This window comes from unidentified bacterial endosymbiont (assembly GCF_918797525.1).
Lineage (GTDB): Bacteria > Pseudomonadota > Gammaproteobacteria > Enterobacterales > Enterobacteriaceae > Enterobacter.
Genome location: NZ_OU963893.1, coordinates 2,322,626 through 2,334,673, shown reverse-complemented (window position 1 = coordinate 2,334,673; position 12,048 = coordinate 2,322,626). Strand labels below are relative to the sequence as shown.

Annotated in this window: 15 protein-coding genes; 6 read left to right on the top strand and 9 right to left on the bottom strand. The window is 55.7% G+C overall.

Annotation, left to right across the window (positions count from 1 at the left end):
* Nucleotides 1-151 precede the first annotated feature (151 nt).
* Entirely contained in the window at nucleotides 152-757 is a 606-nt protein-coding gene (azoR, locus tag NL510_RS11165; RefSeq protein ID WP_253384642.1) for an FMN-dependent NADH-azoreductase, read from the top strand.
* 89 nt (nucleotides 758-846) lie between these two features.
* Nucleotides 847-1,533, top strand: a complete 687-nt coding sequence (locus NL510_RS11160) for an RluA family pseudouridine synthase (protein ID WP_253384640.1) — start codon at nucleotides 847-849, stop codon at nucleotides 1,531-1,533.
* Nucleotides 1,534-1,540: 7 nt separating this feature from the next.
* On the opposite strand, the gene NL510_RS11155 is transcribed toward NL510_RS11160, so the two are convergent.
* The gene (locus NL510_RS11155) at nucleotides 1,541-2,080 is read right to left on the bottom strand and encodes a DUF2058 domain-containing protein (RefSeq protein WP_253384638.1); all 540 of its coding nucleotides are present in this window, start codon (nucleotides 2,078-2,080) and stop codon (nucleotides 1,541-1,543) included.
* A gap of 399 nt (nucleotides 2,081-2,479) precedes the next feature.
* On the opposite strand from NL510_RS11155, the gene NL510_RS11150 reads away from it, so the two are divergent.
* Together NL510_RS11150 and NL510_RS11145 are read left to right on the top strand one after the other, a co-directional pair.
* Nucleotides 2,480-3,454, top strand: a complete 975-nt coding sequence (locus tag NL510_RS11150; protein ID WP_253384636.1) for a DUF1852 domain-containing protein — start codon at nucleotides 2,480-2,482, stop codon at nucleotides 3,452-3,454.
* Nucleotides 3,455-3,479: 25 nt separating this feature from the next.
* Nucleotides 3,480-4,508, top strand: coding sequence for a methionine synthase (locus tag NL510_RS11145; protein ID WP_253384634.1), 1,029 nt, complete (start codon nucleotides 3,480-3,482; stop codon nucleotides 4,506-4,508).
* 10 nt (nucleotides 4,509-4,518) lie between these two features.
* Here the strand turns inward: NL510_RS11145 and NL510_RS11140 are convergent, their stop codons facing one another.
* Nucleotides 4,519-5,451, bottom strand: coding sequence for a LysR family transcriptional regulator (locus NL510_RS11140; protein WP_253384632.1), 933 nt, complete (start codon nucleotides 5,449-5,451; stop codon nucleotides 4,519-4,521).
* A 99-nt stretch (nucleotides 5,452-5,550) separates the two neighbouring features.
* Here NL510_RS11140 and NL510_RS11135 point away from each other — a divergent pair, with 99 nt between their 5' ends.
* The gene (locus NL510_RS11135) at nucleotides 5,551-5,985 is read left to right on the top strand and encodes a DMT family transporter (protein WP_253384861.1); all 435 of its coding nucleotides are present in this window, start codon (nucleotides 5,551-5,553) and stop codon (nucleotides 5,983-5,985) included.
* A gap of 4 nt (nucleotides 5,986-5,989) precedes the next feature.
* Entirely contained in the window at nucleotides 5,990-6,448 is a 459-nt protein-coding gene (locus NL510_RS11130) for a DMT family transporter (RefSeq protein WP_253384630.1), read from the top strand.
* Here NL510_RS11130 and NL510_RS11125 read toward each other — a convergent pair.
* The 7 genes from NL510_RS11125 to NL510_RS11095 all read right to left on the bottom strand — a co-directional run bounded on the left by NL510_RS11125 (nucleotide 6,445) and on the right by NL510_RS11095 (nucleotide 11,923).
* On the bottom strand, nucleotides 6,445-6,978 hold the full coding sequence (locus NL510_RS11125) for a DUF3833 domain-containing protein (RefSeq protein WP_253384628.1): 534 nt from the start codon (nucleotides 6,976-6,978) through the stop codon (nucleotides 6,445-6,447). The genes NL510_RS11130 and NL510_RS11125 overlap by 4 nt on opposite strands.
* A 115-nt stretch (nucleotides 6,979-7,093) precedes the next feature.
* Complete coding sequence (locus NL510_RS11120) at nucleotides 7,094-7,579, bottom strand: DUF2878 domain-containing protein (RefSeq protein ID WP_253384626.1); 486 nt, start codon at nucleotides 7,577-7,579, stop codon at nucleotides 7,094-7,096.
* Nucleotides 7,576-8,796, bottom strand: coding sequence for an SAM-dependent methyltransferase (locus tag NL510_RS11115; RefSeq protein WP_253384624.1), 1,221 nt, complete (start codon nucleotides 8,794-8,796; stop codon nucleotides 7,576-7,578). Before NL510_RS11115 ends, NL510_RS11120 begins: the two co-directional genes overlap by 4 nt.
* Complete coding sequence (locus NL510_RS11110) at nucleotides 8,793-9,515, bottom strand: DUF1365 domain-containing protein (RefSeq protein ID WP_253384622.1); 723 nt, start codon at nucleotides 9,513-9,515, stop codon at nucleotides 8,793-8,795. Before NL510_RS11110 ends, NL510_RS11115 begins: the two co-directional genes overlap by 4 nt.
* A 1-nt stretch (nucleotide 9,516) precedes the next feature.
* Entirely contained in the window at nucleotides 9,517-10,776 is a 1,260-nt protein-coding gene (locus tag NL510_RS11105) for an NAD(P)/FAD-dependent oxidoreductase (protein WP_253384620.1), read from the bottom strand.
* Nucleotides 10,773-11,492 carry an SDR family NAD(P)-dependent oxidoreductase gene (locus NL510_RS11100; protein WP_253384618.1) on the bottom strand — a complete coding sequence of 240 codons (720 nt, stop codon included), beginning with the start codon at nucleotides 11,490-11,492 and terminating at the stop codon, nucleotides 10,773-10,775. The genes NL510_RS11105 and NL510_RS11100 overlap by 4 nt, the downstream gene beginning before the upstream one ends.
* Complete coding sequence (locus NL510_RS11095; protein WP_253384616.1) at nucleotides 11,489-11,923, bottom strand: nuclear transport factor 2 family protein; 435 nt, start codon at nucleotides 11,921-11,923, stop codon at nucleotides 11,489-11,491. Before NL510_RS11095 ends, NL510_RS11100 begins: the two co-directional genes overlap by 4 nt.
* Nucleotides 11,924-12,048 lie beyond the last annotated feature (125 nt).

Here is a 12,048-nt window from a genome sequence, read left to right as displayed (position 1 = left end):
AGCGTATCACATCGACGCCTCCAGCGCCTTATTCAAAAATTTCGAACATGGGCTTCGATATATTGCACTATCCCTGCGACAGGATTGTGAATAAAGTGTCAACAAGCAACGGGGCAACCCCCTTCAATCAAATGCAAAACAGGAATGACCCATGAGCAAAGTTCTCGTATTGAAATCCAGTATTCTGGCAGGGTACTCACAGTCTGGTCAGTTGTCTGACTACTTCGTTGAACAGTGGCGTGAACAGCATTCCGCAGACGAAATCACCGTCCGTGACCTGGCTGCAAACCCGATCCCGGTGCTGGATGGCGAACTGGTTGGGGCGCTGCGCCCGAGCGATGCGCCGCTGACGCCGCGTCAGCAGGAAGCCCTGGCGCTCTCTGACGAGCTGGTCGCTGAGCTGCAGGCGCACGACGTTATCGTGATCAACGCCCCAATGTATAACTTCAATATTCCTACTCAACTGAAAAACTACTTCGACCTGGTGGCGCGTGCAGGCGTAACCTTCCGTTACACCGAGAACGGCCCTGAAGGCCTGGTAAAAGGCAAACGCGCGTTTGTTCTGACCAGCCGTGGAGGTATTCACAAAGATACCGCAACTGACCTGGTGACCCCGTACCTGACCGTGTTCCTGGGCTTTATCGGCATCACCGACGTCAACTTCGTGTTCGCGGAAGGCATTGCTTACGGTCCGGAAGTGGCGACCAAAGCGCAGTCTGACGCTAAAGCTGCCATCGACGGTTTCGTCGCAGCCTAGGATGTCCTCCTCCTGCCTCCGGCGGGAGGGTTGTTCTTTTTCCCGCTATTTCGTTATCATCCGCTCCCACTTTCCAGCCGGGCAGCCCGATGTCTGTTATTGTCGATACCTTTATTGCCCCACCCTGTCGCGATGAGATTGATATTCTCTGGCAGGACGAGCATCTGTTGCTTATCAACAAACCTTCCGGGCTGTTGAGCCTGTCAGGCAAGAACCCGCAAAACCGTGATTCCGTTCATCATCGTCTGGTCCAGACGTATCCAGACTGCACGCTGGTGCACCGTCTTGATTTCGGCACCTCTGGGCTGATGGTGATCGCCCGCAATAAAGCGATCAATGCCGCCCTGTGCCGTCAGTTTAGCCAACGCACAGTGAGCAAGACCTACAGCGCGCTATTGTGCGGACATCTCGCGGACGACGAAGGGACGGTTGATGCGCCGATAGCCAACGATCCGGCGCTGTTTCCGTTGATGTCGATTTGCCCTGACCATGGCAAACCGGCCCGCTCCCGCTATCGGGCGATCGCGCGTTTTTATCAGGGCGCGGAGCTGCCGTTGACGCGGGTCGAATTGTTTCCTGAAACCGGGCGAACCCATCAACTGCGCATTCACTGCCAGCAGTTGGGCCACCCTATTTTAGGCTGCGATCTTTACGGGGGTCTTGAGATGCCGGGCGCGAAGAGCGCCCGAAGGCTGATGCTTCACGCCAGCGGGCTGGACTTTGTTCACCCGGTGAGCGCAGAGGTGATTAACGCCCGTCATGCCGCACCGTTTTGATAACGGTTTACCACATCAAATCATCAGGAATTTTGAAATCTGCATACGGATCGTCTTCGTCCTGCTCTTCCTGACTCAGGGCGCTGTTTAAAACAATGCTCCGGGCATCACGCTGGGCAATTTTATCGGCCACTACGGCCGGGATAATCGCGTAGTCGCAGTCGCCATTGGCGTTTATCACCAGGCGCGCAATGGCCAGACGGCCATTAATGAGCTGGGCCTGCGTCTGCTTATCGACGTCTATCCGCTTGATGAGAGTGCCATCGGTGAAGTTAAAGGTGATATTACCTTTCGCCACGGTGATGCGGTTCATTTCAATTAACTGCTTCACCTGCGCCTTGAACTCTTTCGCCATCACGGTCTGCTTTTGCTGTTCGCTTAGCTGCTTATCACGCTCGCTTTGCGCTTTTTTGTTCTCTTCCACAGCCTCTCTGGCCTCACGCGCCTGCACGCGGGATTTCTTCGCCGTGCGCTGAACCTTGGCCATCTTCTTGCTGGACACCAGTCCCGCTTTTAGCATCTGCTCTTGTAAGGTGAGTTTTGTCATGTTCGCTTCTAAACCGAGTGGAAATTTTAATGATTATACCGGCAATTGAGGAGCCTGTACCAGACAGGCAGTGAAGGATCACCGCTTGTACCGTTTTACCCCGAGAGAGGCACACTGCCCGACATTGAAACGTATATATTGCGGAGTAATTCAACTGAAAATTTCAATGGCGATGTAAGGTAAAGCAATGATAGAGAAGGCCTGTTTGATGACATTCCTGTGGGTTATTAACTTTGCATTAACCCGAAAATACGCTCCGCCACCGTCGCCTCTGCGCAGGCGTACATGACGATTACTCATGTTACAGTGAAATTAAGTCACTTCCCCTGCGCCACTCGCTCAGGCATAAATTACGCATTGATAACTTCCTGGCAACATGAACGTAGGATGTATAACACAATGAGTAACGCTTTTACATTCACCCTTAAGCGCAGTTGCTTCGATGAGAACTATAACCCTTCAGAAAATACGCGTACCACCACCAATTTTGCCAATCTGGCCCGTGGTGAAAGACGACAGGAAAACCTGCGCAATACGCTGGTGATGATCAATAACCGTTTTAATGCATTAGCGCGTTGGGATAATCCAAAAGCCGATCGTTACGCGGTAGCGCTTGACATTATTTCCGTAGACATGAATATGGGCGATGGCAATAGCTTCCCGGCTATAGAAATATTACAAACCACCATCGTTGATAAAAAAACACATCAGCGTATCGAGGGTATCGTCGGCAATAATTTTTCATCCTATGTCCGCGACTATGACTTTAGCGTGTTACTGCTCGAACATAATAAAGATCAGCCCCGCTTTACGCTTCCGGAGAACTTTGGCGATTTGCACGGTAACATCTTCAGGCATTTCACCCGGTCAGCGCAATACAGAGAGCACTTTAAAAAGCCACCGGTCATTTGCCTGAGCGTTTCCAGTAAGGAGATCTATCACCGCACCGGTAACAGCCATCCCGTGCTGGGTATTGAGTACCAGCCTGAAGGAACCTCCTTGACAGAACAGTATTTTGGCAAAATGGGCCTGAAGGTGCGCTATTTCATGCCTGAAAACAGCGCCGCGCCTTTTGCCTTTTATCATTCCGGCGATTTACTGGCGGATTACAGTAATCTCGAACTGATCGCTACCATCAGCACGATGGAGACCTTTCAGAAAATTTATCGTCCTGAGATTTATAATGCGAACTCGACGGCAGGACAATGTTATCAGCCAGATCTTAATCATGACGATCATTCAGTAACAAAAATTGTTTACGATCGTGAAGAGCGCAGCCGCCTGGCGATTGAACAAGGCAAATTTACCCAGGCGCAATTTATTACGCCGTACCAACAACGTCTTGAGCAGTGGTCTCATAATTTCACACGTTAAATAATCAATAATAAGGTCTTCTATAATGAAAACATTGCTCCCGACATCAACGGCTGGAAGTTTACCTAAACCCAGCTGGCTTGCTCAACCCGAAACCCTGTGGTCGCCGTGGAAATTGCAGGACCAGGAATTACTGGCAGGCAAACAGGATGCCCTGCGCCTCTCTCTCGACGACCAGCTCCGCGCCGGAATTGATATCGTTAGTGATGGCGAGCAAACACGCCAACACTTCGTGACCACGTTTATTGAACACCTGAGTGGCGTTGATTTTGCCAACCGTCAGACGGTGCGCATCCGCAACCGCTATGATGCGAGCGTCCCCACCGTTGTCGATGCCGTGGCGCGTCAAAAACCGGTATTCGTCGACGATGCCAGGTATCTGCGGCAATTGACGGATAAACCGATCAAATGGGCGCTACCCGGGCCGATGACCATGATCGATACCCTGTATGATGCCCACTATAAAAGCCGTGAAAAGCTGGCCTGGGAATTTGCCAAAATCCTTAACCAGGAGGCCAGAGAGCTGGAGGCGGCCGGGGTCGATATCATCCAGTTTGATGAGCCTGCCTTTAACGTCTTTTTTGATGAGGTGAACGACTGGGGTATTGCCGCGTTAGAACGCGCCATCGACGGGCTGAAATGCGAAACCGCCGTCCATATCTGCTATGGATACGGCATCAAAGCCAATACCGACTGGAAAAAGACGCTGGGCGCAGAGTGGCGTCAGTATGAAGAGGCGTTCCCTAAACTGCAGACGTCCAATATCGATATCATCTCTCTGGAGTGCCATAACGCGCGGGTACCGATGGATCTGCTAGAACTGATCCGCGGTAAGAAGGTGATGGTGGGCGCAATCGATGTGGCAACCAACAGTGTCGAAACGCCGGACGAAGTCGCCGATACGCTGCGTAAGGCGCTGCAGTTCGTCGACGCGGACAAGCTTTACCCGTCGACTAACTGTGGGATGGCCCCCCTCTCCCGCCAGGTGGCCAACGGCAAGCTGAATGCGTTAAGCGCGGGGGCAGAGATTATCCGTCGTGAGCTTAGCCGTTAACTCAGTAACGCTATTTTTGCCAGTATAGCGGCGTGCCGAACTGCTCGATGTAGTGATCGATTACCGCCCTGACGTTGAGGGGCGGATGCCGGGTATCAGGATAGAGTGCCGCAAGGGTTTGTGGCTCGGTATGGATGGAACATTCCCGCTCAGGCATAAGCGTCACCAGCTCGCCGCTTTTCAGTCTTTCACTCACCAGCCAGTCCGGAAAGAGCACAATCCCCATCCCCTCCAGGGCGGCAATCAGCAGCGTTTCGGCATTGTTGGAGGTTATCAGCGGCGCAATGGGATAGTGGATCCACGCCTTCCCGGGCTGACGGACCAGCCAGCGGTTTGGCCCGGAAGATCCGCGATAGACAAGACAGTGATGGCGACTGAGGTCATCCGGCACTTCAGGCGAACCCTGTTTGCGTAAATAGGCTGGCGAGGCGGCAAGGTGATAAAATTGCTGTCCGAAAACCCGTGCGCGAAAGGAGGAGTCCGTCAGCGCGCCAATGCGGAAGATAAGATCCGCGGCATCCCGGTGCGGGTCGATAAAATCATCGGTCAGCGTCAATTCGATGGTGAGCCGGGGGTAACGCGCCGACAGCGTAGCAAGCCCCGGCGCCAGGTGCCTCTGGCCGAAGTTGACCGGGCCATTAATACGAATGGTGCCCGAAGGCTCGCTCGCACGTTCATCCAGTTCACGTCGCGCCTCCTCAAGGCTTCCCGCCATCGCCCGGGCATAACGCACGAAAAGGTGCCCACTCTCCGTGGGCATAATCGCCCGCGTATTACGGTAAAAAAGCTGTTGACCAAGCGCATCTTCAAGCTGGTGTATAACGCGTGATACCTGCGAAGCCGACACCCCTTCCCGCCGCGCAACCACGGAAAAATTTTGCGTCTCATAGACGTCAATGAAGATAAGCATGGTGCGAATGCTGATGTTTCTCACATCGTACATTTATGCATTTCCTGCAAAGGTGTTTATTACATTATGGCATTTTTCACATCGGTCTTCAGCGGTAGTCTTCGTCGTCTTAAGAACTCGAGAGTGGATGCTATGCAATTTGTTTTGATTTTACTGGTTATTGCGGCCGGAATGGGGCTGTCCGTCGAGGCAGGCTTACTTGGCCCTCTGGGGGGGAAAGTCGGTGATTTATGGGCGACGTTCAGCATATTTGGGGTGGGAAGTGCCCTGACGTTTTTGCTGATGCTATTTTTCAGCCCGCGCAATAGCCCCTCTATCTTCTCTCAACCGGGCTGGCAGTTGCTGGGTGGAGTACTCGGCCCGGTTTACGTGGTCATTTTGACCATCGCCACGCCTGCGATCGGCATTGCCATGACGATGATTGGCATTCTGGCGGGCCAGGTATTTAAGAGCTTAATCATCGATCACTATGGTCTACTGGGTACGGCGCGCAGGAAAATAGAGACTAAACGTTTTCTCGCGTTAATTTTCATTATTGCTGCATTGATTCTGGTTGCACAGGGGTAACGTTATGACCGTCATGATGATTTTTTTAGCCGTGGTAGGGGGGGCGACGCTGAGCGTCCAGGCTGCGATCAACGGACAACTGGGCAGCAGCGTGGGGGTGTTCAAAAGTGCATTCCTGACCTTTTCCGTTGGCGCGCTGGTGACCGCCCTGCTGATCTTCTTCTTTGAGCCAAAACAGGCGATCACCTTGCTGGACGTGCCAAAGTGGCAACTGCTGGGCGCACTGTGCGGCGTGCCCTACATCGTCATAATGGTGCTCGCCGTGCAGCGTATTGGCACCGCGGTGGCGACGGTGGCGGTGATTTTGGGGCAGTTAGCCATGAGCATGCTGATCGATAACTTTGGCTGGCTGGGCAATGCGGCGATTGCGTTTTCACCCAGCCGACTGGGAGCGATCCTCTGCCTGGCGGTTGCCCTGTTTTTTATCTACTCCAGCAATAAGCCCCGCACCGCTCGCGATTAAGCTCGCGTCTTGCGGGTAAAGAACAGCGTCACCGTGGCAACGGTGACGCCAAATTTTGTCATCTCCGTTTTATTGAACAGGTGCGTGCTATCCTGCAGGTACATCCAGTCATCGAAGTGCAGTAGCCAGGTATTGCCGTTGGCCTTAACGTTCATGCTGTATCGCCAGTGGAAAGCATTGCCCGCCGCCTGCCCCGTGGCAACGCCTTTAATATCGCCTGCCCTTCCCTCGTAGCGGCCCGGTCCTGTACGTCGGATATGCCAGACCCGCTGCTGCTTTTCGCCATCGTCGTAGACAAAATGCTCGTTGAGCGTCAGCGTATCGCCCACAACGTTTCCGGTGATGTCAACATGGAACCGCCGTATCTGCTTGCCGCTACGATCCTGCACCATGCCCCACGCCTCGGTGCTGCCGGTAAACCACGTAAAGATATCCAGTTCCGGCTTCTGATGGCGATACTCGGTCACCTCTGTGCTACAGCCTGCCAGCAGCATGGTCAAGGCAAGCGCCATGATCAGGATTCGTTTCATTTTTGGTCTCCGATCAACTGTCGACGAAGTTCAGGGTATTGCGTACGCAGGTGATGAGCAAGGCGTGATCCTGACCGGGGCCGCGATAACGGCCATCAGGCGTATAACGCGTTTTTCATTGTTGCCTCCCCATCATCAGGTGGAAAAACAGCATCAAAATCAGCCAGCCGGGTACCATCCAACTGACGACGATAAAGGTCGGCTCCAGAAAAACGATCGCCCCCAGCCGCTTGCCGATCAGGTACGCCACCGGCCCACCGATCGTTGCCATCAGCGTGAGCAGCCAGCCCGGTAAGGTGGTGGTATGGGTCAGCCGGGTCCAGACGGTGGCGAACATCAACCATAGCGCCACCATCCACAAAGGCATCAGCGACTCGCCCGTAAAGGCGAGAAGCCCGGTTAGCGCCCAGAGCGCGTCGAGCACGCTGCCCGCCGCTGCCAGAACAACGGCGTACAGGCGTTGAGCCGCAGGCAGCATCAGGCAGGCGAATATTGCCAGCGCGAGCCAGATAACCAGCCCACGCTCGCGAAACAGCACCACCAGCGTCCAGTAGAGATCGAACGCAATGGCGAGCAGGAACACCTGCCCGTAGCGCTTCATACCCGGTCCGCGGTCATTTGCACCACGCTGATGGTGCGGGCGTTAAACCCCGCCTCGCAATAGCCGAAGTAATACAGCCACATCCGACGAAAACGTTCATCAAAGCCCAGGGTTTCTATCTCCTGCCAGGCGTGCACGAAGCGCTGCCGCCAGAGGGACAGCGTACGCGCGTAGTCCGGCCCCATGTCGAACAGATTGCGCACCACAAAATCGGTATGGCGCGTCATCAGCTCGTTCATGGCGGTGATGCTGGGTAAAAAACCGCCGGGAAAGATATAACGCTGAATGAAGTCAACATTTTTGCTGTAGTCGGCAAAACGCTGATCCTGGATGGTTATCGCCTGAATGGCCAGCCGTCCTCCCGGGCGCAGCCGCGCCTGGCAGGTCCGGAAGAAGGTGGGCAAATAGCGCTGCCCTACCGCTTCAATCATCTCTATGGAGACCAGCTTGTCGAATTGCCCGGTGAGATCGCGGTAGTCGCACAGCAGCACCTCGACGCGATCCTGTAACCCTGCCCGGGCGATCCGCGCCTTCGCCCACAGATATTGTTCCCGTGAGAGCGTGGTGGTGGTTACCCGACAGCCGTAATGGCGGGCGGCGTACTCCGCCATGGCCCCCCAGCCAGTACCAATCTCAAGCAGACGATCGTTGGCCGTCAACGCTAGCTGTTCGCACAGACGGGCCATTTTCGCCTGCTGCGCCCGGGCAAGATCGTCCTCGCCCGCGGTAAACAGCGCGCTGGAGTAAAGCAGGTCTTTGTCCAGAAAATGAGCATAAAAGCTGTTGCCCAGATCGTAGTGGGCGGCAATATTTTTCCGGGCCTGAGCACGGGAGTTTCGCCGCGTCCAGTGGCGTAACCGTTCCACAGGCCTTCCCAGCAGGCGGAACCCTTTTTCCAGCCGACCGAGCACGTGTCCGTTAAGCGCAAGGAGCTGAAGAAGCGGCGTTAACTGTGCTGTCTCCCACTCCCCGTCTATCCAGGCTTGCGCTGCGGCGAGGCTACCCCCGGTTAAGAGACGCCAGTATACGCCCGGGGTCAGGATCTGCACGTCGGCATGCAGCCCGGCGGTAGTTTCACCAAAATGGAACGTCTGCGCGCCTTCACGGACGGTGAGCGTTCCACCACGAATACCGCTCAGCAGGCGAAAAAGCAGCCAACGAGCGATGCGAACGTTACGCGGGATATCGGGTTCAAGCGCAAAGGCGGGATCGGTCATGATCGCTCACTCCTGCTAACAGGATGGTTATGCAACGGCACACGTTTCAGCCACAGCCTGAGCGCTTGCCAGTAGATGGCGATAACGGTCTTAAGCGTCATCAGCGGAATACGCAACAGCAGCGAACGCAGCGTAGAGCGCGTAAGCGGTGCCCGACGCAGTGCCAGCGTGGCATCAAACACTTTGGCCTGCTGATGATTTTCGATATGCATGTTCAGCGTCTGACCCGGGCAGTTGAAGCGCCAGTGGTAAACCATATCCATTGGATTGAAGGGCGAAACGTGAAACGCTTTCGCGGTCGGGGGGGCATCTTGCCCCTCTATGGCGTAGTAATGGCGCTCGTTCCAGGGGGTATTTCTCACCTCGGCGAGTACCCAGCGCAGCGTATCGCCAGCGTCATAGCAATAGTAAAAATTGACCGGATTGAAATGAAAGCCGCAATAGCGCAACTGCGTCAGTAGCATCACGCGTCCCTCGGGGCGCTCCCCCGTCAGGCTCTCGAGACGCGCGAGGACGTTTTCTTTGAGCGGCATTCCCAGCGGGTAATCTGCATCGTAAAAGGCGGCGGCGGCAAAGCGGTTGCGACGCACGCCAACAGAAGAAAGCGCATCCAGCTCGTCGAGATCCAGCCAGGCCATAAAAACGCTGTAGTTAAACTGATGCGCCTTTGGCAGAAAACGCCGATGGCGCATCAGCCCGTGATAGAGGCAACTGTTCATCTTAACGGCCCTCCGCGCACGCTACGGCCTGCACCACGTCCAGCGCGCTGCGCACGCCATCTTCATGGAAACCGTTGTACCAGTAAGCTCCGCAAAACCAGCTCCGGTTGTGACCATTGATCTCGCCACGCCGGGCCTGTGCCCGCCAGCTTTGCGGGGTAAAGAGCGGATGTTCGTAGGTAAAACGTTGCAAAACGAAGCGTTCGTCTACCGCTGTTTCCGGGTTCAGCGTCACGCAGAATAGCGGGCTGCCTGCGGGCAAGCCCTGCAAAATATTCATGTTATAGGTGACACACGCGCTGGCCTGGTCGCGTTCGCTCAGGCGGTAATTCCAGCTAGCCCAGGCGCGCTGGCGTATCGGGAGCCAGCGCCGGTCACTGTGCAGCACCACTTCATTACGCTGCCAGCCGATATCGCCCAGAATCTGGCGCTCGGCATAGGTTGGCGCGTCCAGCATCGCCAGCGCCTGGACGGAATGGCAGGCAAATATAACCTGATCAAACTCATGGCTGGTGGTGTGGAGCTGGATCTTCACCCCACGTTCATGTCGAATCACCCGCTGTACGGGCGCGTTGAGGCGCAAGGTTAACCTGTCGCCCAGCGTGTCCAGCATGGCGCGGATATACTCTCGCGACCCGCCAGGCACTACGTACCACTGGGGACGATCGCGGATATCCAGCAAACCGTGGTTTTCAAAAAAGCGCAGGAAAAGTGGCAGCGGAAAGCGTTTCATCTCCTGCAGCGACGATGACCAGATAGCCGCCCCCATGGGCAGAATATAATGTCGGGCAAAAAATGGCGTGAAACGGTGCTGTTGCAGAAAGGTCTGCAGGGTAGCGCTCGGGTCAACGTCCTGCGCGAGGCTCTGTTTAGCCAGTCGGTTGAAACGCATAATCTCCCGCAAAAGCGCCCAGAACGCGGGATTCAGCAGGTTGCGGCGCTGGGCAAACAGCGACGTCAGGCTGTGCCCGTTGTACTCCAGCCCGCTGCGGGGATTGTGCACCGAAAAGCTCATCTGCGTTTTTTGCCCGCGGATCCCAAGCTCGCTGAGCAGGCCCATAAAGCGCGGATAGGTGCGATCGTTGTAGACGATAAAACCGGTATCAATGGCGTAAGTCCCCTGCGGCGTGGCGACATCGACCGTCGCGGTATGGCCGCCGGGCGTGGCCCCGGCTTCAAACAGGGTTACCTGATGATGACCGGCCAGCCGCCAGGCGCAGGTCAAACCGGCGATGCCGCTGCCGATAATGGCGATGTTCATGCGCGCACCATCCTGCGCAGCAGGGCGCGTTGCACAGATGCGGGCAGGCTGGCGATCGCCCGCAGCATCAGGCTGAATCCGCCGGGAAAGGCGATGTGGTTCTTCCCTTTCGCCAGCCCGGTGCGGATAGCCTTCACGGCCTGGTCGACGTTGACCAGACCGGGCATGGCAAAATCGTTTTTTCGCGTCAGGGGGGTATCGACGAAGCCTGGCGACACCAGGGTGACGGCAATTCCTCTTGGCTCCCAGTCGAGGCGCAGGCTCTCTGCGAACCAGCTTAACGCCGCTTTCGAGGCACCATAGGCTTCCGCCCGTGGGAAGGGTAGCCAGTGCGCCATCGAACTGACCAACACAACGCGGCTGCCCGCCGCCAACCGTGTCTCAAGCGCCGCGAGGCAGTTCACCGACCCCATGAAATTGGTGTTCATGACCCGCTCGACAAGCGCAGCGTCTACCCTGCCATGGTCGAGGTATTCGCAGGTTCCGGCACAGAGAATGACCAGATCGGCATCGCAGTCGGTCAGCGCCTGGCGACAGCCGTCCCTGTCTGTCGTGTCAAACGGGCGAAGCGTGATCGTCGGGCTGTAGTGCCGCAGGGCTTCAAGGCGCGCCGGATCCCGTCCGCAGGCGACCACCTGGTAACCCTCGTCGGCAAAGGATTTCGCCAGCCCGGCCCCTATGCCGGAACTCGCGCCGGTAATCAGCACGGTTTTCATGATGCCACCCTGCGTTTCACGCCGCGTACCGCCCAGCCGATCAGGGGAAGGTGTTCGTAGATCATTTCACCCGCATCGTAGTAATCCCTCTGGTGAATTACCCGATCGTTCTCAACCTGCACCATGGAACAGCCCGGCAGTTCCAGAGGCGCGCCACCGGCCATACGCGGGTGCGACCAGTGCATCGTCCAACTGACAGCAAAACGATCGTCACGGTGTAACGGGGACTCGATGGCGAAACGGCACTTTTCGACGCTGGCCAACAGGTGGGTAAAATAGCGCTGCAGCGCAAATAGCCCAGCGTGTTTACCGAAAGGATCGATAAGCGTGGCATCCGCGTGATAAAGCTCTGCCAGCGCGGACGGCGGCTGGGTATCAAGCGCGGCATAGTAATCAATAAATCGACTGACAACAGCGGGCAAGGTGTTCATGGGTCACATCCTGACAGTGAACAACGGAGCGTAAGGGCATAATTAAAACTTACACATTCAATGATATTTGTCCAAGTTTATGATGAGATATTTTGTATTATTTATATATTTCATATAGATATGAG

Bases quoted from the DNA above. Each gene is read 5' to 3' on its own strand.
- azoR (WP_253384642.1), top strand. From the start codon at position 152: ATGAGCAAAGTTCTCGTATTGAAATCCAGTATTCTGGCAGGGTACTCA.
- NL510_RS11160 (WP_253384640.1), top strand. From the start codon at position 847: ATGTCTGTTATTGTCGATACCTTTATTGCCCCACCCTGTCGCGATGAG.
- NL510_RS11155 (WP_253384638.1), bottom strand. From the start codon at position 2,080: ATGACAAAACTCACCTTACAAGAGCAGATGCTAAAAGCGGGACTGGTG.
- NL510_RS11150 (WP_253384636.1), top strand. From the start codon at position 2,480: ATGAGTAACGCTTTTACATTCACCCTTAAGCGCAGTTGCTTCGATGAG.
- NL510_RS11145 (WP_253384634.1), top strand. From the start codon at position 3,480: ATGAAAACATTGCTCCCGACATCAACGGCTGGAAGTTTACCTAAACCC.
- NL510_RS11140 (WP_253384632.1), bottom strand. From the start codon at position 5,451: ATGTACGATGTGAGAAACATCAGCATTCGCACCATGCTTATCTTCATT.
- NL510_RS11135 (WP_253384861.1), top strand. From the start codon at position 5,551: ATGCAATTTGTTTTGATTTTACTGGTTATTGCGGCCGGAATGGGGCTG.
- NL510_RS11130 (WP_253384630.1), top strand. From the start codon at position 5,990: ATGACCGTCATGATGATTTTTTTAGCCGTGGTAGGGGGGGCGACGCTG.
- NL510_RS11125 (WP_253384628.1), bottom strand. From the start codon at position 6,978: ATGAAACGAATCCTGATCATGGCGCTTGCCTTGACCATGCTGCTGGCA.
- NL510_RS11120 (WP_253384626.1), bottom strand. From the start codon at position 7,579: ATGAAGCGCTACGGGCAGGTGTTCCTGCTCGCCATTGCGTTCGATCTC.
- NL510_RS11115 (WP_253384624.1), bottom strand. From the start codon at position 8,796: ATGACCGATCCCGCCTTTGCGCTTGAACCCGATATCCCGCGTAACGTT.
- NL510_RS11110 (WP_253384622.1), bottom strand. From the start codon at position 9,515: ATGAACAGTTGCCTCTATCACGGGCTGATGCGCCATCGGCGTTTTCTG.
- NL510_RS11105 (WP_253384620.1), bottom strand. From the start codon at position 10,776: ATGAACATCGCCATTATCGGCAGCGGCATCGCCGGTTTGACCTGCGCC.
- NL510_RS11100 (WP_253384618.1), bottom strand. From the start codon at position 11,492: ATGAAAACCGTGCTGATTACCGGCGCGAGTTCCGGCATAGGGGCCGGG.
- NL510_RS11095 (WP_253384616.1), bottom strand. From the start codon at position 11,923: ATGAACACCTTGCCCGCTGTTGTCAGTCGATTTATTGATTACTATGCC.